The sequence below is a fragment of the Pseudomonas sp. CAN1 genome (genome assembly GCF_030462585.1).
In the GTDB taxonomy this organism is placed as follows: Bacteria; Pseudomonadota; Gammaproteobacteria; order Pseudomonadales; family Pseudomonadaceae; genus Pseudomonas.
The window spans coordinates 1-20,393 of record NZ_JASMRU010000022.1 but is presented as its reverse complement, the minus strand read 5'-3'; the positions used below and the strand labels follow the sequence as shown (position 1 = coordinate 20,393).

The following is a 20,393-nucleotide window of genomic DNA, read 5'->3' as shown; positions in this document are numbered from 1 at the left end:
GCCCGACTTTTATAACGCACCGTATTCCTTGTGGGAATCCTTTGGATAAAAAATATGAATTTGAGTTATTTGACGACAAGCCATAGCATCATCCCCACAAGCCCTAGGGGCATAGAAAGACGCTGATGAGGACTCTCTGATGGCCGGCAAGACGCTCTACGACAAACTCTGGGAAATGCACGAGGTGAAGCGCCGTGACGATGGTTCGTCGCTCATCTACATCGACCGTCACATCCTCCACGAAGTGACCTCGCCGCAGGCTTTCGAAGGCCTGCGCCTGGCCAGCCGCAAGCCGTGGCGCATCGATGCGAACATCGCCACCCCGGACCACAACGTGCCGACCACCCTGGTCGAGCGCAAGGGCGGCCTGGCGGCCATCGCCGACGAAGTGTCGCGCATCCAGGTCCAGACCCTGGACGAGAACTGCGATGACTTCGGCATCCTCGAATTCAAGATGAACGACGTCCGCCAGGGCATCGTTCACGTGGTCGGCCCGGAGCAGGGCGCGACCCTGCCGGGCATGACCGTGGTCTGCGGCGACTCGCACACCTCGACCCACGGCGCGTTCGGTGCGCTGGCCCACGGCATCGGCACCTCCGAGGTGGAGCACGTGCTCGCCACCCAGTGCCTGGTCGCCAAGAAGATGAAGAACATGCAGGTTCGCGTGGAAGGCAAATTGCCCTTCGGCGTGACCGCCAAGGACATCGTCCTCGCGGTGATCGGCAAGATCGGCACAGCCGGCGGCAACGGCCATGCCCTGGAATTTGCCGGCAGCGCCATCCGCGACCTGTCCATGGAAGGCCGCATGACCATCTGCAACATGTCCATCGAAGCGGGCGCTCGCGTCGGCATGGTGGCGTGCGACGAGAAGACCGTCGAATACGTGAAGGGCCGTCCGTTCTCGCCGCAAGGCGACGACTGGGCCAAGGCCGTGGAAGCCTGGAGCGACCTGGTTTCCGACGCCGATGCGCACTTCGACACCATCGTCGAGCTGCGTGCCGAGGACATCAAACCGCAGGTCAGCTGGGGTACTTCCCCGGAGATGGTCCTCGCGGTGGATCAGAACGTGCCGGACCCGGCGGCCGAAGCCGATGCGGTCAAGCGTGACTCCATCGTCCGTGCGCTGAAGTACATGGGCCTGAACGCCAACCAGGCGATCACCGATATCCAGCTGGACCGCGTGTTCATCGGCTCCTGCACCAACTCGCGCATCGAAGACCTGCGCGCCGCTGCCGCCGTGGCCAAGGGCCGCAAGGTCGCAGCCACCGTCAAGCAAGCGCTGGTCGTGCCGGGTTCGGGCCTGGTTAAGGCCCAGGCCGAACAGGAAGGCCTGGACAAGATCTTCATCGAAGCCGGCTTCGAATGGCGTGAACCGGGCTGCTCCATGTGCCTGGCGATGAACCCGGACCGCCTGGAGAGCGGCGAGCATTGCGCTTCCACCTCCAACCGCAACTTCGAAGGCCGCCAGGGCGCCGGTGGTCGTACCCACCTGGTGAGCCCGGCGATGGCTGCCGCGGCTGCCGTGACCGGTCGTTTCATCGACGTACGTGAATTGATGCAGGCCTGAGGAGACCGAACATGAAAGCCTTTACCCAGCACACCGGTCTCGTTGCGCCGCTCGACCGCGCCAACGTCGACACCGACCAGATCATTCCCAAGCAATTCCTCAAGTCGATCAAGCGCACCGGCTTCGGCCCGAACCTGTTCGACGAGTGGCGCTACCACGACGTCGGCCAGCCGAACCAGGACAACTCCAAGCGTCCGGTGAACAAGGACTTCGTCCTCAACTTCCCACGCTACCAGGGCGCCAGCGTGCTGCTGGCCCGCGAGAACTTCGGTTGCGGCTCCTCCCGCGAGCACGCGCCGTGGGCGCTGGACGAGTACGGCTTCCGCACCGTGATCGCGCCGAGCTTCGCCGACATCTTCTTCAACAACAGCTTCAAGAACGGCCTGCTGCCGATCATCCTGAAGGATGAAGAAGTCGACGAGCTGTTCCTGCAGTGCGAAGCCACCGAGGGTTACCAACTGACCGTCGACCTCGCCGCGCAGACCGTGACCCGCCCGGACGGCAAGCAGTACAGCTTCGAAGTGGACGCGTTCCGCAAGCACTGCCTGCTCAACGGCCTGGACGACATCGGCCTGACCCTGCAGGACGCCGACGCCATCCGCAGCTTCGAAACCGGTTACAAGCAGAACCAGCCCTGGTTGTTCCGCGACGCCTGACCGGCGCCGCATCACTCTGTAAGGAGAGCACCATGACCGAGAGTCGCCACGAGCAAGTGGTCCAGCGCCAGTTCGGCGCCCAGGCCAACGCTTACCTGACCAGCGCCGTACACGCCCAGGGTGAGGAATTCGCCCAGCTACGCGAGCGACTGTCGGCGACTACCGGTGCGCGCGTGCTGGACCTGGGTTGCGGGGCAGGGCACGTGAGCTTCAACGTCGCGCCGCTGGCCGGCGAGGTGGTGGCTTACGACCTGTCCCAGCAGATGCTCGACGTGGTGGCCTCGGCCGCCGCCGAGCGCGGCCTGGGCAACATCGCCACGCGCTGTGGCGCGGCCGAGCAGCTGCCGTTCGACGACGGCGAGTTCGACTTCGTCTTCAGCCGCTATTCCGCGCACCACTGGCGGGATGTCGGCCAGGCGCTGCGGGAAGTACGTCGGGTGCTCAAGCCGGGCGGTGTGGCCTGCTTCATCGATGTCGCCGCGCCGGGCTTGCCTCTGCTCGACACCTATCTGCAGACTGTCGAGGTCCTGCGCGACACCAGCCACGTGCGTGACTACTCCCCGTCGGAGTGGGCGCGTCTGGTCGGCGAGGCGGGCCTTGCGGTGACTGCCGCCAAACGCCAGCGCCTGCGCCTGGAGTTCACTTCCTGGGTCGAGCGCATGCGCACCCCCGAAGTGATGCGCCAGGCCATTCGTGCCCTGCAGCTTTCGATGGGCGATGAGGTGCGCGAGTATTTCGAGATCGACGCCGAGGGTTCCTTCAGCACCGACGTGCTGGTGCTCTGGGCCATCAAATAACGGCTGCAAGCTTCAAGCCGCAGGCTCCGGGCAGGAGCCTGCGGCTTTTAAACTTTTCCGAAGGAAACAAGCGATGAGCAAACAGATTCTGGTTCTCCCCGGCGACGGTATCGGCCCGGAAATCATGGCCGAAGCGGTCAAGGTGCTGGAGCTGGCCAACGACAAGTTCGCCCTGGGCTTCGAGCTGACCGAAGATGTGATCGGCGGTGCCGCCATCGACAAGCACGGCGTACCGCTGGCCGACGAGACCCTGGAGCGCGCGCGCAACTCCGACGCCGTGCTGCTGGGCGCCGTGGGCGGACCGAAGTGGGACAAGATCGAGCGTGACATCCGCCCCGAGCGCGGCCTGCTGAAAATCCGCTCGCAACTGGGCCTGTTCGGCAACCTGCGTCCGGCCATCCTTTACCCGCAGCTGGCCGATGCCTCCAGCCTGAAGCCCGAAGTGGTCGCCGGCCTGGACATCCTCATCGTCCGCGAGCTGACCGGCGGCATCTACTTCGGCCAACCGCGCGAGCAGCGCGTGCTGGAGAACGGCGAACGCCAGGCGTACGACACCCTGCCGTACAGCGAAAGCGAAATCCGCCGCATCGCCCGTGTCGGCTTCGACATGGCCCGCGTGCGCGGCAAGAAGCTGTGCTCGGTGGACAAGGCCAACGTCCTGGCCTCCAGCCAGCTGTGGCGCGAAGTGGTCGAGGAAGTCGCCAAGGACTACCCGGACATCGAACTGTCGCACATGTACGTCGACAACGCTGCCATGCAGCTGGTGCGTGCGCCCAAGCAGTTCGACGTGATGGTGACCGACAACATGTTCGGCGACATCCTGTCGGATGAGGCTTCCATGCTCACCGGCTCCATCGGCATGCTGCCTTCTGCCTCGCTGGATTCGAACAACAAGGGCATGTACGAGCCGTGCCACGGTTCCGCCCCGGACATCGCCGGCAAGGGCATCGCCAACCCGCTGGCGACCATCCTCTCGGTCTCGATGATGCTGCGTTACACCTTCAACGAAGGCACCGCCGCCGACGCCATCGAGAAGGCCGTAAGCCTGGTGCTCGACCAGGGCCTGCGTACCGGTGACATCTGGTCCGAAGGCTGCACCAAGGTCGGTACCCGCGAAATGGGCGACGCGGTAGTCGCAGCACTGCGGAATCTGTAATCTGTCCGGCTCGCTCGTTCCCGCGCTCTTGTAGGAAGGCGGGAACGACGGCCCTCTAAATATTTGAAGGTGTAGTAGCGATGAAGCGTGTAGGTCTGATCGGTTGGCGTGGCATGGTGGGTTCGGTGCTCATGCAGCGGATGCTGGAAGAGCGGGACTTCGACCTGATCGAGCCGGTGTTCTTCACCACCTCCAACGTGGGTGGCGAAGGTCCGTCCATTGGCAAGGACATTGCCCCCCTGAAGGACGCCTACAGCATCGAGGAACTGAAAACCCTCGACGTCATCCTGACCTGCCAGGGCGGCGACTACACCAGCGAAGTCTTCCCCAAGCTGCGCGAAGCCGGCTGGCAGGGCTACTGGATCGACGCCGCCTCCAGCCTGCGCATGCAGGATGACGCGGTCATCGTCCTCGACCCGGTGAACCGCAAGGTCATCGACAACTCGCTGGACGCCGGCACCAAGAACTACATCGGCGGCAACTGCACCGTCAGCCTGATGCTGATGGCCCTGGGCGGCCTGTTCGAAGCCGGCCTGGTCGAGTGGATGAGCGCCATGACCTACCAGGCGGCCTCGGGCGCCGGCGCGCAGAACATGCGCGAGCTGATCAAGCAGATGGGCGCCATCAACGCTTCCGTCGCCGATGACCTGGCCAACCCGTCCAGCGCCATCCTCGACATCGACCGCAAGGTCGCCGAGGCCATTCGCAGCGACGCCATGCCCACCGAGAACTTCGGCGCGCCGCTGGCCGGCAGCCTGATCCCGTGGATCGACAAGGAACTGCCCAACGGCCAGAGCCGCGAAGAGTGGAAAGGCCAGGCGGAGACCAACAAGATTCTCGGCCGCTTCAAGAACCCGATCCCGGTGGACGGCATCTGCGTGCGCATCGGCGCCATGCGCTGCCACAGCCAGGCGCTGACCATCAAGCTGAACAAGGATGTCCCCATCGCGGACATCGAAGGCATGATCAGCCAGCACAACCCCTGGGTGAAGCTGATCCCGAACCAGCGCGAGATCAGCATGCGCGAACTGACTCCGGCGGCCGTCACCGGCACCCTGAGCGTTCCGGTCGGCCGTCTGCGCAAGCTCAACATGGGCACTCAGTACCTGGGCGCCTTCACGGTCGGCGACCAGCTGTTGTGGGGCGCTGCCGAGCCGCTGCGCCGCATGCTGCGCATCCTGCTCGAGCGTTGATTGCTCCCTGAGTGACACCCACGACGCCGGCCCTGTGCCGGCGTCGTGCTTTGTGCGACACGGAAAGTTCCGCCACGCCAGGTGAACCGCCGCACAAAACCGTCGATTGGTACCGGCGCCGGTCGTCTGGCGCCAGTTTCTGTGACGCACCCGCAAAAGCCACCGGGAACCAGTCGCTATCCTCGCTGCCCGTCCATGGGGACAGGTTTCGGCGCGCCTTTTCGTGCCGGCCGAATGCAAGCAGCGGGGGAGAGGATGGCTCGGTTACACAGAATGTTGCTGGCGACGGCGGTGGCCGCCGCCTTCATGCCCGGCATCGCGGGTGCGCTGGAGCTGGGCGAGATCTCCTCGCGGGCGCCCCTGGGGCAGAACCTCTCCGCCAGCATCGAGTTGGGCGGCGTGGCTGACCTGAGCTCCGACGACGTGCTGGTCAGCCTGGCCTCGGCGGACGACTTCGAGCGCCTGGGCGTAGACCGCAACGTGGTCACCAGTGGCCTGACCTTCACTCCGGATATCGGCAGGAATGGTCGCGGGGTCATCCATGTGAAGACCTCGCGCCCGGTGCGCGAGCCTTACCTCAACTTCGTGCTGCAGGTGGTCTGGCCCCAGGGCCGGCTGGTGCGCGAATTCACCGTGCTGCTCGATCCGCCCAGCTATGTCGCCAGCCCGGTGACGCCGCCGGCGGTTGCGCCGCTGACTGCAGCCCGTGCGCCGCAGGCCCAGCCGCTGGTGCAGTCGGCGAGCGCGGCGACTCCTGCCGACTCCTATCGCATCCAGCGCAATGACGCGCTGTGGGATATCGCCTCGCGCAACCGCCCGGCCGGCGGTGTCTCGGTCATGCAGACCATGGCGGCGATCCAGCGGATGAACCCGGATGCCTTCGTCGAGGGCAACATCAACCGCCTCAAGGTCGGCCAGGTGCTGCGCCTGCCCAGCGAGCAGCAAGTGCGCGAGCAGAGCCACGCCCAGGCCGTGGCGCACGTGGAAACCCAGAACTCCCAGTGGAAGGCCAAGCGCAATCCGCAACTGGCCCAGCCAGGACGCCAGTTGGACGCCACTCACAAGGCCGAGGCGGGCGCTGCACCGGCCAAGGCCGAAGAGCGCGACAACCTGCGCCTGGTCTCCGGCCAGCTCGGCAAGGACCAGCGCAAGCTAGAAGCCGAGCAGTTGGCTGTCGCCCAGGAAGGGCTGGACAGTGCGCACCGTGAGGGTGACGAACTGCGCAGCCGGATTTCCGACCTGGAAGGCCAGACACAGAAGCTCAACAAGCTGATCGAGCTGAAGGATTCGCAGATCGCCGGGCTGCTCGCGCGCCTGGCCGAGCAGGAGCGCGCCAAGGCCCAGGGCGCTGCGGCGCCCGCGGCCAACGCCCCGGCAGCCAATCCCCAGGCCGGCGCTGTCGATGCCGGCAGCGCGAATGCCGCCCAAGGCATCGCCCAGGCCGGCACGCCGCTGACCGCCCAGGCGACCGCAGGCGAACCGCGCCCTTAAGGTGCGGCGATAGGCGGCGGAGCCCCGGATTGCTTCGCCGCCGGTGGGGCCGGTAAAGTGCTGCGCTACTTTTCCCACCGAATGCGAGACACCGGATGCCTGAAACCATCGACATCGCCGTAGTAGGCGCCACTGGACTTGTCGGCGAGGCTTTGGTCGAACTGCTGGAGGAGCGCGACTTTCCGGTCGCCAACCTGTATCTGCTGGCCAGCGGCGAGTCCGCCGGCAAGTCGATCGGCTTCCGCGGGCGCAATATCCGGGTCGGCAAGCTCGATGAGTTCGACTTCTCCAAGGCTCGCCTGGCCTTCCTCTCGGTCGGCGCCGAAGCGGCTGCCGACTGCTCCGCCCTTGCCATTGGCGCGGGCTGCAGCGTCATCGACCTCAGCGGCGCTGCGCTGAACAACGCTGCTGCCAGCCTGGCCCTGGCCTGCTTGAGCGGTGATGCCCTTGACCAGGTGCAGATTCCCGCGGTGATCGCGGCGCCGGCAGCGCCTGCCGCTGAAGTGGCCGAGGTTCTCGCTGCATTGCGCGATACGCTGGAGCTTCGTCAACTCAATGTGGCCGCCTGCCTGTCCGCCTCGGCGCTGGGGCGCGAGGGCGTGCAGGAGCTGGCGCGGCAGACCGCCGAGCTGCTCAATGCCCGTCCTCTGGAACCACGTCTGGTGGACCGTCAGTTTGCCTTCAACATGCTGGCGCAGCTGGGTGGAGTGGACGAACAGGGCTACTCCGTCGTGGAGCGGCGCGTGGCGGCGGAGCTCGCCGGCCTGTTCCCGGAGCTGAAGGATGGCCTGAGTGTCACCTGCAGCCTGGCGCCGGTGTTCTTCGGTGATGTGCTGATGCTGTCGATCAAGGCGGCAGCGCCGGTTTCCCTGGCGGCGGTGAGTGCGGCACTGGAAGCGGCGGAAGGCATCGAACTGGTTGAAGACGATTACCCGACTGTCATCGGCGATGCACAGGGGCAGGATAGTGTCTACGTCGGCCGCCTACGGACTGGTCTGACAGATCCATGTGAACTGAATTTGTGGATTGCGTCAGATAATGTGCGAAAAGGCGCAGCGCTGAATGCTGTGAACTTGGCCGAATTGTTGATAAAACACTATCTGTAAAAGATACTTACCGAATATTTGAAGAAGTATTCTAGCTTGGCAATACTGGCCGGGAACGCCGCTGACAGGGGAGAGCACCACCGTGAAAACGGCTGGTGAAGTGGGCAGTGGCGCCCGATAGACGTTGTTCTAATCCAGAAAAAAGCTATTAAAACAAGGGATTACTATATGGTCCGGCTTCGCAAACTGGTGCAGGCAATCGCAGCTGCTTCGGCATTGACCTCTGGCATGGCGCACGCGCTGGGCCTGGGAGACATCCACCTGCGTTCGGCGCTGAACCAGCCGCTGGATGCCGAGATCGACCTGGTCGAAGTGCGTGATCTGTCCTCGGCCGAGGTGATCCCCAAGCTGGCTTCCCCGGAAGACTTCAGCAAGGCCGGCGTTGACCGTCAGTACTTCCTGACCGGGTTGAAGTTCACCCCCATCGTCAAGCCCAACGGCAAGAGCGTCATTCGCGTGACCTCTGACCGGCCGGTGCAGGAACCCTACCTGAACTTCCTCGTGGAAGTCCTCTGGCCAAACGGTCGGTTGCTGCGCGAGTACACCGTGCTGCTCGACCCGCCACTCTATTCCCCGCAGACCGCTGCTGCAGTGCCGCGCGCACCGATGGCCGTTCCGGCCCCGGTGGTGCGTCCGTCGGCGACTGCTGCGCCGCGTCCGGCTGCTGCTCCCGCGCCCGCGCGCCAAGCCGCCCCGGCTCCGGCCCCGCGCCGCCTGGAAGGCAACGAATACCGCACCGGCAAGAACGACACCCTCTGGGAAATCGCCGCCCGTGCGCGCCCGGATGGCAGCGTTTCCGTGCAGCAGACCATGCTGGCGATCCAGGACCTGAACCCCGACGCCTTCCTCGGCGGCAACATCAACCGCCTGAAGAGCGGTCAGGTGCTGCGCCTGCCCGATGCCGAGCAGATCAAGGGTCGTACCCAGCCCGAAGCCATCGCCGAGGTCAACCAGCAGTACACCGCCTGGCGCGAGGGTCGCAGCCTGCCCACCGGCGGCGCTCGCCAACTCGACGCCACCGCACGTGCCAACGCCGGTAACGCCCCGGCCCAGGCCGAGAACAAGGACAGCCTGCGCCTGCTCTCCGGCGAGAACGGCAAGGCCAAGGGCGGCGACAAGGGCAGCAAGGACGGCCAGGCCACTGCCGACAAGCTGGCCGTCACCAAGGAAAGCCTCGACAGCACCCGTCGTGAGAACGACGAGCTGACCGGCCGCATGACCGATCTGCAAGGGCAGATGGACAAGCTGCAGAAACTCATCGCGCTCAAGGACGCCCAGCTGGCCAAGCTGCAGAGCGAACTGGGCAGCGACAAGGCCGCACAAGGTGCCGCTCCCGCTCCGGGCGCCGCTGCCGACGCGCCAGTACAGCCTGCCGCACCGGCTGCCGAAGCGCAGCCTGCCGCTCCCGCCGAGAATGCCGCAGCGCCTGTGGCTCCGGCCGCTCCTGCTGCACCGGAAGCCCAGTCGGCGCCTGCGCCAGCTCCCGCTCCGGTCACTCCGGCCCCGGCTCCCGCCGCCGAACAGCCCAAGCCGGCGCCTGCGCCTGCTGCTGCACCGGTCGAGCAGGCGCCCACCAGCTTCATCGACGAGCTCCTCGCCAACCCGATGTGGCTGGCCGTCATCGGTGGCAGCGCACTGCTGGCCCTGCTGGTCCTGCTGATGATCATCTCCCGCCGTCGCGCCGCGAAGGAGCAGGAAGACCTCGCTGCCCGCGCCGATGACGACGAACCGACACTGGACGACGACCTGACCCTGGCCGGCAGCGAGCTGGATACCCTCGACGTATCCCAGGCCGCCGAAGTTGCTGCCCCGGCGCAGGCCGCTCCGGAGCGCGTCGCCGCGCAGACCAGCGATGCGCTGGGCGAGGCCGACATCTACATCGCCTACGGCCGCTTCAACCAGGCCGCCGAGCTGCTGCAGGGCGCCATCTACGACGAGCCGCAACGCACCGACCTGCGCCTGAAGCTGATGGAGGTCTACGCCGAGATCGGTGACCGCGAAGGTTTCGCCCGCCAGGAAAACGAACTGCGCGAGATCGGCGGCGCCGAGCCGCAGGTCGAGCAGCTGAAGTCCCGTTACCCGGGCATGGTCGCCCTGGCTGCCGTGGGTGGTGGCCTGGCCGCCGCTGCTCTAGCCGAGAAGGATGACCTGGACAGCTTCAGCCTGGACGACTTCGAGGTCGAACCGACCCCGCCGGCCGCCGAGCCCGCTGCCAAGCCGCACAACGACCTGGATGACGCCTTCGACCTGGCCCTGGATGATCTGGACCTGGGCGAAGAAAAACCCGCCGCTCCGGCCGCTGCACAACACGACGAACTGTCCTTCGGCAGCTTCGACCTGGACGACGATCTGAGCCTGGACAAAGCGCCGGCCGAGGCGCCGAGCGCCAAGACCGAGGACGATTTCGCCTTCGACCTGGACCTGCCGGAAGAGCCGGCCGCCAAGGTCGAGAGCCCGTCGCTGATGGACGACCTGAGCGACTTCTCCCTGGACCTCGACAAGGACCTGCACAAGGGCGACGACAGCACCCTGGCTTCGGCGGAAGACGACTTCCTGCTCGGCCTGGATGACGACACCGCCTCGCTGTCCGGCGTCAGCCCTGAGGAGTTCAGCCTGGAGAGCGAAACCAAGGCGCCGCAGATCGATGATCTGCCCGACGATTTCGACCTGTCCCTGGCGGACGAGGAGCCCGCGCCGGCCGCCAAGGCCGACGACAGCTTCGCCGCCCAGCTGGACGAAGTCAGCGCCGAACTGGATCGCCTGTCGGCGCAGAACGAAGAGCCGCAGGCTCCGGTTCTGCCGCCGGTGGAAGACAGCTTCAGTGCCGACGAACTGGCCCTGCCGGCTGACGGTGGCGACGACGAGGATGACTTCGACTTCCTCTCCGGCGCCGACGAAGCCGCCACCAAGCTCGACCTGGCGCGTGCCTACATCGACATGGGCGACACCGAAGGCGCCCGCGACATCCTCGACGAAGTACTCGCCGAGGGTAATGACAACCAGCAGCAGGAAGCGCGTGAACTGCTCGGGCGTATCGCCTGAGCCGGAAGGCTCACCCACAGATGATTGAAGCAATACCCTCAGCGGCGGCCGAATCGGCCGCCGTTGGCGTTTCCAGGATTGCCCTGGGCGTCGAATTCAAAGGCTCGCGTTATCGCGGTTGGCAGCGCCAGGAAAATGGTGTGCCGACCGTGCAGGGCGCGCTGGAAAAAGCCCTGTCGCGAGTAGCGGATCACCCGGTTTCGCTGATGTGCGCAGGGCGCACCGATGCCCTGGTGCATGCGAGCGGGCAGGTGGTGCATTTCGATACCACGGCCGAGCGCTCGCTGATCGCCTGGGTCATGGGCACCAACGCCAACCTGCCCAACGACATCAGCGTGACTTGGGCCAAGGTGATGCCGGCGCATTTCCACGCGCGTTTCACCGCCATGGCGCGGCGCTATCGCTATGTGATCTACAACGACCAGATCCGCCCGGCGCACATGGCCGAGGAGGTCACCTGGAACCACCGTCCGCTGGATGTCTCGCGCATGCGCGAAGCGGCCAAGGCACTGGTCGGCACCCATGACTTCACCTCGTTCCGCGCGGTGCAGTGCCAGGCCAAGTCGGCGATGAAGACCGTGCATCACCTGGAGGTGATCGAGCATGGGCGCTTCATCGTGCTGGATGTTCGCGCCAACGCCTTCCTGCATCACATGGTGCGCAACTTCGCCGGGATGCTGATGACCATCGGCGCCGGCGAGCGCCCGGTGGAGTGGGCGGCCGAGGCGCTGGCTGCCCGCGATCGACGTGCCAGCGGCATCACCGCGCATCCCTACGGGCTGTACCTGGTCAGCGTCGAATACCCGGAGGAGTTCGTGTTGCCCGAGCGGTACCTGGGGCCACATTTCCTTTCAAGTTTGCCGGATACCTTTGGCTGACGATGCCAGGGTCATTTGCTACCATCGATCGATCACTTGCCTGAAGGTTGCTGCATCTTGTCCGCCGTTCGCATCAAAATCTGCGGTATTACCCGAGTCGAGGATGCCCTGGCCGCCGCCGAGGCGGGCGCCGACGCCATCGGCCTGGTGTTCTACGCCAAGAGCCCGCGCGCGGTGAGCATCCAGCAGGCGCGGGCGATCGTTGCCGCGCTGCCGCCCTTCGTCAGTACCGTCGGCTTGTTCGTCGATGCCAGTCGCTGCGAACTGGGGGAAATCCTCGATGCGGTGCCGCTGGACGTCCTGCAGTTTCACGGTGACGAGACCCCCGAGGCCTGCTCCGGCTGGCACAAGCGCTACATCAAGGCCCTGCGGGTGAAGCCGGGCGACGATGTGGCGGCGCAGATCGCCAAGTATCCACAGGCCAGCGGCTTCCTCCTCGACACCTATGTGGAAGGCATTCCCGGTGGAACCGGGCTGGCTTTCGATTGGTCGCTGGTACCGAAAGACGTGCAGCGTCCGCTGATCCTGGCTGGCGGCCTGACGGCCGGCAACGTGGCCGACGCCATAGCCCAGGTACGCCCCTATGCCGTGGACGTGAGCGGCGGGGTGGAGGCGAGCAAGGGCATCAAGGATGCGCAGAAGATCCGCGACTTCATCGCGCAGTGCCGGTCGGTGGCGTGACGCGGAATCTTCATGTGACGACGAGCGGCCTGCCGCCGTCCACTACCCAATCGCTACCCGTGGGTGGCGCTGGGAGTCGTCGCAATGGGCAAGCCTGCCCGCCGGCGACCCGCATCGAGTGCTGTATCCGTGGCGACGCCCCAGGCGGCGCCTTTGTTTGCGAGGGGTTCCGGCCTTGAGGTCGGAACCGCGACGATGAATTTGCTCAGCGGCACGCGCAGCCCATCGCGCCGTGTCACTGCACTGGAGACGAGAGCATGAGCAACTGGCTGGTAGACAAGCTGATCCCTTCCATCATGCGTTCCGAGGCGAAGAAGAGCTCGGTACCGGAAGGCCTGTGGCACAAGTGCCCGTCCTGCGAGGCGGTGCTGTACCGTCCGGAGCTGGAAAAGACCCTCGACGTCTGCCCCAAGTGCGATCACCACATGCGTATCGGCGCCCGCGCGCGCATCGATATCTTCCTCGATGAGGAAGGCCGCGAAGAGCTGGGCGCCGAGCTGGAGCCGGTGGACCGCCTGAAGTTCCGCGACAGCAAGAAGTACAAGGACCGCCTGACCGCCGCGCAGAAAGACACCGGCGAGAAGGACGCACTGATCTCCATGAGCGGCAAGCTGATGGGCCTGCCGGTCGTGGTCAGTGCCTTCGAGTTCTCCTTCATGGGCGGCTCCATGGGCTCCATCGTCGGCGAGCGCTTCGTGCGCGCCGCCAACTACGCCCTGGAAAATCGTTGCCCGATGGTCTGCTTCTCCGCCTCGGGTGGCGCGCGCATGCAAGAGGCGCTGATCTCCCTGATGCAGATGGCCAAGACCTCCGCCGCGCTGGCGCGCCTGCGCGAAGAAGGCATCCCGTTCATCTCCGTGCTGACCGACCCGGTCTACGGCGGCGTGTCCGCCAGCCTGGCAATGCTCGGCGACGTGATCGTCGGCGAGCCGCGTGCCCTGATCGGCTTCGCCGGTCCGCGGGTGATCGAGCAGACCGTGCGCGAGAAGCTGCCCGAAGGCTTCCAGCGCAGCGAGTTCCTGCTGGAGCACGGCGCCATCGACATGATCGTCCACCGCTCGGAAATGCGTCAGCGGCTCGCCAGCCTGCTGGCCAAATTCACCAACACCCCAAGTACCGCGCTCGCAGGATGACCCAACGTACCCTTGCCGACTGGCTCAGCTATCTCGAACAACTCCACCCCACGGCAATCGACATGGGGCTGGATCGCTCCCGTGAAGTAGCTGGCCGGCTTGGCCTGGGGCGCCCCGCGCCCCGCGTGGTGACCGTCACCGGCACCAACGGCAAGGGTTCCACCTGCGCCTTCCTCGCCGCCATGCTCGGCGAGCAGGGCCTGCGCGTCGGCGTGTATAGCTCGCCGCACCTGCTGCGTTACAACGAGCGCGTGCTCATCGATGGCGTCGAAGCCAGTGACGAAGCGCTCTGCGAGGCCTTCGCCGCCGTTGAGGCGGCCCGTGGCGAAATCTCCCTGACCTACTTCGAGATGGGCACCCTCGCGGCCTTCTGGCTGTTCGAGCGCGCCAGCCTCGACGCCGTGGTGCTGGAGGTCGGCCTGGGCGGGCGCCTGGATGCGGTCAACCTGATCGACTCCGACGTCGCCGTGGTCACCAGCATCGGCATCGACCACGCCGACTGGCTGGGCGATACCCGCGAAAGCGTGGCCTTCGAGAAGGCCGGTATCTTCCGTGCCGGCAAGCCGGCCGTGTGTGGCGACCTGGAGCCGCCGGCGCCGATCCTCGAGCAGGCACGTAAGCTCGGTTCGCCGCTGATCCTGCGCGGTCGTGATTTCGACCTGGCGATGGGCGAGGGCGACTGGCACTGGCGTGGCCGCTCCGCCAGCGGCGAGATGCTGAGCCTGCACAACCTGCCGCTGCTCGACCTGCCCATGGAAAATGCCGCGCTGGCGCTGCAGGTCTATGCCCAGCTGGACCTGCCCTGGCAGCCCGAGCAACTGGTCGCCGCGCTGCTGCGCACCCGCGTCACTGGGCGTCTGGACCGTCGCACCCTGCAGCGGCATGGCGAGGAACGCCATCTGCTGCTGGATGTCGGACATAATCCGCACGCTGCGCAATACCTCGCCAGCCGCCTGCGCGCCGCGCCGCCCAAGGGTGTGCGCCGTGCAGTATTCGGCCTGCTGGCGGACAAGGATCTCGACGGCGTACTGGCACCCTTGCTCGGCTTCGTGCAGGATTGGGCCGTCGCGCCGCTGCCCACTGGGCGCAGTCGTCCGGCGCAGGAGCTGGAAGCGGCATTGCTGGCCCGTGGCGCCAGTGTCAGTTGCCACGCCGATATCGCTTCGGCGCTGGAAGCGCAGTGCGACGCGGCAGTGGCCGACGACGAGATACTGGTGTTCGGTTCGTTCTACAGCGTGGCGGATGCCCTGGAGTGGCTCGCCAAGGCTGCTCAATAAAGTAGACCCAAGGGGAGTTGTTGGATGGCGTTGCTCGATAAGGGGCTCAGGCAGCGGGTAGTCGGAGCGCTGGTGCTGCTGGCACTGGCAGTGATCTTCCTGCCGATGCTGTTCTCCCGCGAGGATGATGTGCGCCAGGTGGTGGTCGAGGCTCCGGTCATGCCCAAGCCGCCGGCCATGCCCGCGGTCGAGGTGCAGCCCACCGAGGTTCCCGAGCCGCAGGCCGGCGACGCGGACAACGCCGAACCCCAGCAGCAGGCCCAGACCCAGGCGCCTTCCGCGCCGATCACCAGCCTGCCTACCCAGCCGGCACAAACCCAGGCCCAGGCGCAGCCACCCAAGGCGCCGGCAGCACAGCCTGCCGCTCCGTCACCCAAGCCTGCCCCGGCAGCGCAGCCCGCACCGGCCCAGGCCAGCGCGGCGCCGCAGCAACCGGCCCAGCGCCTGGATGCCGACAACCTGCCGGTAAGCTGGTCGGTGCAATTGGCCAGCCTGTCCAACCGCGCCCGCGCCGATGAACTGCAGAAGTCCCTGCGCAGCCAGGGCTACAACGCCTACGTGCGCAGCTTCGACGGCATGAACCGGGTGTTCGTCGGCCCGGTGGTCGAGCGCGCCGAGGCCGATCGCCTGCGCGATCAGCTCGGCAAGCAGCAGAAGCTCAACGGCTTCGTGGTGCGCTTCCAGCCCGAGCGCGGCTGAATCGTCTCGTTAGTTTCAATCAATCAGCCCCGGCGCAATCTGGGGCTCCGCTTAATCGAAGGGCTCTGCTAAAATGCGGGGCCTTTCCGTTTCTGGGCCGCAACGTGGCATTTACTTGGGTCGATTGGACGATGATCGGCATCATCGTCATTTCCAGCCTGATCAGCTTGAGCCGTGGTTTCGTCAAGGAAGCCCTGTCGCTGGTCACCTGGATCGTAGCCGGTGCGGTCGCCTGGATGTTCGGCGGCGCCCTGGCCGAGCATCTCGCACCCTATATCCAGCTGCCCTCGGGGCGTGTCATCGCTGCTTGCGCCATTCTTTTCGTCGTCACGCTGCTGCTGGGCGCACTCGTCAATTTCCTCATCAGCGAGCTGGTGCGGGTGACCGGCATGTCCGGCACCGACCGCGTGCTCGGCATGGTGTTCGGCGGCGCCCGTGGCGTGCTGCTGGTGGTTCTGCTGGTTGGCCTGCTGAGCCTTGCGCCGGTGCAACAGGACCCGTGGTGGCAGCAATCGGTGCTGATGCCGCATTTCCTGATGGTCGCCGACTGGTCGAAGAACTTCATCCTGACTTTTGCCGGGCAGTGGATGTCCGGCGTGACCATCACTCCGCCATCCGGAGTGGGGTCCTTGCTGCCGGCCCAGTGACGGGCGGGCGGAGGCGACGGGTAGCCGTCGCCGCTACGGCAGGTCCGGTGGATACTGCCGAATACGGAATTGTTTTAGCCTGAACACCAACTAGGGGTTGCGTCGCATGTGTGGCATCGTCGGTATCGTGGGCAAGTCGAACGTGAATCAGGCGCTCTATGACGCGCTCACCGTTCTCCAGCATCGTGGCCAGGACGCTGCGGGGATTGTCACCTGTCAGGACGACCGCCTGTACCTGCGCAAGGACAACGGCCTGGTCCGTGACGTCTTCCAGCAGCGGCACATGCAGCGCCTGGTCGGCAAGATCGGCATCGGCCACGTGCGCTACCCGACCGCGGGCAGCTCCAGCTCCGCCGAGGCGCAGCCGTTCTACGTCAACTCGCCGTACGGCATCACCCTGGCGCACAACGGCAACCTGACCAACGTCGAGCAGCTGGCCAAGGAAATCTACGAATCCGACCTGCGCCACGTGAACACCAACTCCGACTCGGAAGTGCTGCTCAACGTGTTCGCCCATGAGCTGGCGGTGCGCAACAAGCTGCAGCCCACCGAGGAAGACGTGTTCGCCGCGGTTGCCGGTGTGCATGCCCGCTGCGTCGGTGGCTACGCCGTGGTGGCGATGATCACCGGCTACGGCATCGTCGGTTTCCGCGACCCCCATGCGATCCGCCCGATCGTCTTCGGCCAGCGTCACACCGAGAACGGCGTTGAATACATGATCGCCTCGGAAAGCGTTGCCCTGGACGTCCTCGGCTTCACCCTGATCCGCGATCTCGCGCCGGGCGAAGCGGTGTACATCACCGAAGACGGCAAGCTCTATACCCGCCAGTGCGCGGCCAACCCGCAGTATGCGCCGTGCATCTTCGAGCACGTCTACCTGGCCCGCCCGGACTCGATCATCGACGGCATCTCGGTCTACAAGGCGCGCCTGCGCATGGGCGAGAAGCTGGCCGACAAGATCCTGCGCGAGCGCCCTGACCACGACATCGACGTGGTCATCCCGATCCCGGACACCAGCCGCACCGCCGCGCTGGAACTGGCCAACCGCCTGGGCGTGAAGTTCCGCGAAGGCTTCGTGAAGAACCGCTACATCGGCCGTACCTTCATCATGCCCGGCCAGGCCGCGCGGAAGAAATCGGTACGCCAGAAGCTCAACGCCATCGAGCTGGAATTCCGCGGCAAGAACGTGATGCTGGTGGACGACTCCATCGTTCGCGGTACCACCTGCAAGCAGATCATCCAGATGGCCCGCGAGGCCGGCGCGAAGAACGTCTACTTCTGCTCCGCCGCCCCGGCGGTGCGCTACCCCAACGTCTACGGCATCGACATGCCGAGTGCCCACGAACTGATCGCGCACAACCGCAGCACCGAGGAAGTCGGCGAGCTGATCGGCGCCGACTGGCTGATCTATCAGGACCTGCAGGACCTGATCGAATCCACCGAAGGCGGCAAGATCAAGATCGACCACTTCGACTGCGCCGTGTTCAACGGTGAGTACGTCACCGGCGACGTCGACGAAGCCTATCTGAACAAGATCGACCAGGCGCGCAACGACGTGACCAAGACCAAGGGTGCCGCGGTCAGCGCCATCATCGATCTCTATAACGACTAAGGAGAGCAGGCATGGCTCAGGATTGGGAAGCCGGCCGGCTGGACAGCGACCTGGAGGGTGTCGGTTTCGACACCCTCGCAGTGCGCGCCGGGCAACGCCGCACCCCGGAGGCGGAACACGGCGAAGGCCTGTTCACCACCTCCAGCTACGTGTTCCGCAGTGCCGCCGATGCGGCCGCGCGTTTCGCCGGTGAAGTGCCGGGCAACGTCTACTCGCGCTACACCAACCCCACGGTACGCACCTTCGAGGAGCGCATCGCCGCGCTGGAAGGCGCCGAGCAGGCGGTGGCCACGTCCACCGGCATGTCGGCGATCCTCTCCCTGGTGATGAGCCTGTGCAGCGCCGGTGACCACGTGCTGGTCTCGCGCAGCGTGTTCGGCTCCACCATCAGCCTGTTCGAGAAGTATTTCAAGCGCTTCGGCATCGAGGTGGACTACCCGCCGCTGAGCGACCTGAAAGCCTGGGAAGCGGCCTGCAAGCCGAACACCAAGCTGTTCTTCGTCGAGTCGCCGTCCAACCCGCTGGCCGAGCTGGTGGACATTGCCGCGCTGGCCGAGATCGCCCACGCCAAGGGCGCGCTGCTGGCGGTGGACAACTGCTTCTGCACCCCGGCGCTGCAACAGCCGTTGAAACTCGGCGCGGACGTGGTGATCCACTCCGCGACCAAGTACATCGACGGCCAGGGCCGCACCATGGGCGGCGTGGTCGCCGGTCGCCGCGCGCAGATGGAGCCGGTCGTCGGCTTCCTGCGTACCGCTGGCCCGACTCTCAGCCCGTTCAACGCCTGGATTTTCATCAAGGGCCTGGAAACCCTGCGCGTGCGCATGCAGGCCCACAGCGCCTCGGCGCAACTGGTCGCCGAGTGGCTGGAGCAGCAGCCGGGCGTCGAGCGCGTCTACTACACAGGCCTGACCAGCCATCCGCAGCACGAGCTGGCCAAGCGTCAGCAGAAGGGCTTCGGCGCGGTGGTGAGCTTCGAGGTGAAGGGTGACAAGGCGGCAGCCTGGCGCTGCATCGATGCCACCCGGATGATCTCCATCACCACCAACCTGGGCGACACCAAGACCACCATCGCCCATCCGGCCACCACCTCCCACGGTCGCCTGTCGCCGGCCGAGCGCGAGAACGCCGGCATCCGTGACAACCTGATCCGCGTCGCCGTGGGCCTGGAAGATGTCGACGACATCACGGCCGATCTGGCGCGAGGCCTGGCGGCGCTGTGAGCGTCATGGACGCCCTGGGCAACGGCCAGGTGGTGCTGGTCACCGGTGCAGCACACGGCATCGGCCTGGGCGTCGCCGCCTGGCTGGTCGCCGAGGGCTGGCAGGTAGTGCTGGCGGACATCGACCGCGAGCGCGGCCCGAGGGTAGCGGCGGCGCTCGGTGAGCGCGCCAGCTTCATCGCGCTGGACGTGGCCAGTGAAGGGCAGGTCGCTGCGGCCGTGGCCGAGCTGATCGGCCAGTTCGGTCGCCTCGATGCGCTGGTGAGCAACGCTGCCATCGCCCGGCCGCACAACACGCCGCTGGAAAGCCTCGGCCTCAACGAGTGGAGCCGCACCCTGGCGGTGAACCTCACCGGCCCGATGCTGCTGGCCAAGCACTGCGCGCCGTACCTACGCGCGCACAGCGGCGCCATCGTCAACATCGCCTCGACCCGTGCGCATCAGTCCGAGCCGAATTCCGAAGCCTACGCGGCGAGCAAGGGCGGGTTGCTGTCGCTGACTCATGCCCTGGCCAGCAGCCTGGGCCCGGATATCCGCGTCAACGCGATTTCCCCCGGCTGGATCGACGCCCGCGACCTGCGCGAGCGCGAGGCCGAGCCGCTGACCGAACTGGACCACGATCAGCACCTGGTCGGTCGCGTCGGCACGGTAGAGGATGTTGCGTCTGCGGTGGCCTGGCTGATCGGCGATAGCGCCGGCTTCGTCACCGGTCAGGAGCTGGTGATCGATGGCGGCATGACACGCAAGATGATCTACCTCGACTGAGTGTCGGGGGTGGAAGAGGAGGGCGGCCCGCGGGTCGCCCTTTTTCTTTGGCGGAGAGTCCGGCATTGGGCTGTTCGCGAGCAAGCTCGCTCCTACAACGGCTCTTGTGTAGGAGCGAGCTTGCTCGCGAACCCTGCCCAGAACCAACGCCTCCAACCGCGCCGCGAACTTTTTTCGCGGCAAATGAAAAAAAATTCAATCAGGGCATTGACTTAGGTTCTGCCGGCTGTAGAATGCGCCCCACTTCGAGACGAAGGGTGATTAGCTCAGCTGGGAGAGCATCTGCCTTACAAGCAGAGGGTCGGCGGTTCGATCCCGTCATCACCCACCACTCTCGCAAGTTACGCGCAGCGGTAGTTCAGTCGGTTAGAATACCGGCCTGTCACGCCGGGGGTCGCGGGTTCGAGTCCCGTCCGCTGCGCCATTTTCCCCCTCCTTGGTTCCTACCCCGAACCTGCTTGTCGAGTGATT

The 20,393-nt window shown here is 65.8% G+C and carries 17 protein-coding genes and 2 tRNA genes; all 19 read left to right on the top strand.

Annotated features, from left to right (window positions below; genetic code table 11):
• The first annotated feature begins 139 nt into the window (after nucleotides 1-139).
• The 19 genes from leuC to QO207_RS22950 all read left to right on the top strand — a co-directional run bounded on the left by leuC (nucleotide 140) and on the right by QO207_RS22950 (nucleotide 20,346).
• Nucleotides 140-1,567: a 3-isopropylmalate dehydratase large subunit gene (gene leuC, locus QO207_RS23040; RefSeq protein ID WP_301534613.1), complete on the top strand. Its 1,428-nt coding sequence runs from the start codon at nucleotides 140-142 to the stop codon at nucleotides 1,565-1,567.
• An 11-nt stretch (nucleotides 1,568-1,578) separates the two neighbouring features.
• Nucleotides 1,579-2,223, top strand: coding sequence for a 3-isopropylmalate dehydratase small subunit (gene leuD / locus QO207_RS23035; protein WP_301534612.1), 645 nt, complete (start codon nucleotides 1,579-1,581; stop codon nucleotides 2,221-2,223).
• Nucleotides 2,224-2,255: 32 nt separating this feature from the next.
• A complete protein-coding gene (locus QO207_RS23030) occupies nucleotides 2,256-3,020 on the top strand; it encodes a class I SAM-dependent methyltransferase (protein ID WP_301534611.1) in 765 nt (254 codons plus the stop codon).
• Nucleotides 3,021-3,093: 73 nt separating this feature from the next.
• Nucleotides 3,094-4,176 carry a 3-isopropylmalate dehydrogenase gene (gene leuB / locus QO207_RS23025; protein WP_301534610.1) on the top strand — a complete coding sequence of 361 codons (1,083 nt, stop codon included), beginning with the start codon at nucleotides 3,094-3,096 and terminating at the stop codon, nucleotides 4,174-4,176.
• Between the two features lie 80 nt (nucleotides 4,177-4,256).
• Nucleotides 4,257-5,369, top strand: coding sequence for an aspartate-semialdehyde dehydrogenase (gene asd / locus QO207_RS23020; protein ID WP_301534609.1), 1,113 nt, complete (start codon nucleotides 4,257-4,259; stop codon nucleotides 5,367-5,369).
• 273 nt (nucleotides 5,370-5,642) lie between these two features.
• Nucleotides 5,643-6,860, top strand: coding sequence for a FimV family protein (locus QO207_RS23015; protein WP_301534608.1), 1,218 nt, complete (start codon nucleotides 5,643-5,645; stop codon nucleotides 6,858-6,860).
• A gap of 95 nt (nucleotides 6,861-6,955) precedes the next feature.
• Nucleotides 6,956-7,966 carry an aspartate-semialdehyde dehydrogenase gene (locus tag QO207_RS23010; RefSeq protein ID WP_301534607.1) on the top strand — a complete coding sequence of 337 codons (1,011 nt, stop codon included), beginning with the start codon at nucleotides 6,956-6,958 and terminating at the stop codon, nucleotides 7,964-7,966.
• Between the two features lie 168 nt (nucleotides 7,967-8,134).
• Nucleotides 8,135-11,008, top strand: a complete 2,874-nt coding sequence (locus QO207_RS23005; protein ID WP_301534606.1) for a FimV/HubP family polar landmark protein — start codon at nucleotides 8,135-8,137, stop codon at nucleotides 11,006-11,008.
• Nucleotides 11,009-11,028: 20 nt separating this feature from the next.
• Complete coding sequence (gene truA, locus QO207_RS23000) at nucleotides 11,029-11,886, top strand: tRNA pseudouridine(38-40) synthase TruA (protein ID WP_301534605.1); 858 nt, start codon at nucleotides 11,029-11,031, stop codon at nucleotides 11,884-11,886.
• A 57-nt stretch (nucleotides 11,887-11,943) separates the two neighbouring features.
• Nucleotides 11,944-12,567: a phosphoribosylanthranilate isomerase gene (locus QO207_RS22995; protein ID WP_301534604.1), complete on the top strand. Its 624-nt coding sequence runs from the start codon at nucleotides 11,944-11,946 to the stop codon at nucleotides 12,565-12,567.
• Between the two features lie 257 nt (nucleotides 12,568-12,824).
• Nucleotides 12,825-13,700 carry an acetyl-CoA carboxylase, carboxyltransferase subunit beta gene (gene accD, locus QO207_RS22990; protein ID WP_301534603.1) on the top strand — a complete coding sequence of 292 codons (876 nt, stop codon included), beginning with the start codon at nucleotides 12,825-12,827 and terminating at the stop codon, nucleotides 13,698-13,700.
• A complete protein-coding gene (gene folC / locus QO207_RS22985; protein ID WP_301534602.1) occupies nucleotides 13,697-14,977 on the top strand; it encodes a bifunctional tetrahydrofolate synthase/dihydrofolate synthase in 1,281 nt (426 codons plus the stop codon). Before accD ends, folC begins: the two co-directional genes overlap by 4 nt.
• Nucleotides 14,978-15,001: 24 nt before the next feature.
• Complete coding sequence (locus QO207_RS22980) at nucleotides 15,002-15,676, top strand: SPOR domain-containing protein (RefSeq protein WP_301534601.1); 675 nt, start codon at nucleotides 15,002-15,004, stop codon at nucleotides 15,674-15,676.
• Between the two features lie 104 nt (nucleotides 15,677-15,780).
• Nucleotides 15,781-16,323, top strand: coding sequence for a CvpA family protein (locus tag QO207_RS22975; protein WP_301534600.1), 543 nt, complete (start codon nucleotides 15,781-15,783; stop codon nucleotides 16,321-16,323).
• Between the two features lie 106 nt (nucleotides 16,324-16,429).
• The gene (purF, locus tag QO207_RS22970) at nucleotides 16,430-17,935 is read left to right on the top strand and encodes an amidophosphoribosyltransferase (protein WP_138215004.1); all 1,506 of its coding nucleotides are present in this window, start codon (nucleotides 16,430-16,432) and stop codon (nucleotides 17,933-17,935) included.
• An 11-nt stretch (nucleotides 17,936-17,946) separates the two neighbouring features.
• On the top strand, nucleotides 17,947-19,158 hold the full coding sequence (locus QO207_RS22965; protein WP_301534599.1) for an O-succinylhomoserine sulfhydrylase: 1,212 nt from the start codon (nucleotides 17,947-17,949) through the stop codon (nucleotides 19,156-19,158).
• 5 nt (nucleotides 19,159-19,163) lie between these two features.
• A complete protein-coding gene (locus QO207_RS22960; protein WP_301534666.1) occupies nucleotides 19,164-19,922 on the top strand; it encodes an SDR family oxidoreductase in 759 nt (252 codons plus the stop codon).
• Between the two features lie 255 nt (nucleotides 19,923-20,177).
• Nucleotides 20,178-20,253: transfer RNA gene (locus QO207_RS22955), tRNA-Val, on the top strand.
• Between the two features lie 16 nt (nucleotides 20,254-20,269).
• Nucleotides 20,270-20,346: transfer RNA gene (locus QO207_RS22950), tRNA-Asp, on the top strand.
• Nucleotides 20,347-20,393 lie beyond the last annotated feature (47 nt).

Coding starts and splice junctions, on each gene's coding strand:
- leuC (WP_301534613.1), top strand. CDS start 140: ATGGCCGGCAAGACGCTCTACGACAAACTCTGGGAAATGCACGAGGTG.
- leuD (WP_301534612.1), top strand. CDS start 1,579: ATGAAAGCCTTTACCCAGCACACCGGTCTCGTTGCGCCGCTCGACCGC.
- QO207_RS23030 (WP_301534611.1), top strand. CDS start 2,256: ATGACCGAGAGTCGCCACGAGCAAGTGGTCCAGCGCCAGTTCGGCGCC.
- leuB (WP_301534610.1), top strand. CDS start 3,094: ATGAGCAAACAGATTCTGGTTCTCCCCGGCGACGGTATCGGCCCGGAA.
- asd (WP_301534609.1), top strand. CDS start 4,257: ATGAAGCGTGTAGGTCTGATCGGTTGGCGTGGCATGGTGGGTTCGGTG.
- QO207_RS23015 (WP_301534608.1), top strand. CDS start 5,643: ATGTTGCTGGCGACGGCGGTGGCCGCCGCCTTCATGCCCGGCATCGCG.
- QO207_RS23010 (WP_301534607.1), top strand. CDS start 6,956: ATGCCTGAAACCATCGACATCGCCGTAGTAGGCGCCACTGGACTTGTC.
- QO207_RS23005 (WP_301534606.1), top strand. CDS start 8,135: ATGGTCCGGCTTCGCAAACTGGTGCAGGCAATCGCAGCTGCTTCGGCA.
- truA (WP_301534605.1), top strand. CDS start 11,029: ATGATTGAAGCAATACCCTCAGCGGCGGCCGAATCGGCCGCCGTTGGC.
- accD (WP_301534603.1), top strand. CDS start 12,825: ATGAGCAACTGGCTGGTAGACAAGCTGATCCCTTCCATCATGCGTTCC.
- folC (WP_301534602.1), top strand. CDS start 13,697: ATGACCCAACGTACCCTTGCCGACTGGCTCAGCTATCTCGAACAACTC.
- QO207_RS22980 (WP_301534601.1), top strand. CDS start 15,002: ATGGCGTTGCTCGATAAGGGGCTCAGGCAGCGGGTAGTCGGAGCGCTG.
- purF (WP_138215004.1), top strand. CDS start 16,430: ATGTGTGGCATCGTCGGTATCGTGGGCAAGTCGAACGTGAATCAGGCG.
- QO207_RS22965 (WP_301534599.1), top strand. CDS start 17,947: ATGGCTCAGGATTGGGAAGCCGGCCGGCTGGACAGCGACCTGGAGGGT.
- QO207_RS22960 (WP_301534666.1), top strand. CDS start 19,164: ATGGACGCCCTGGGCAACGGCCAGGTGGTGCTGGTCACCGGTGCAGCA.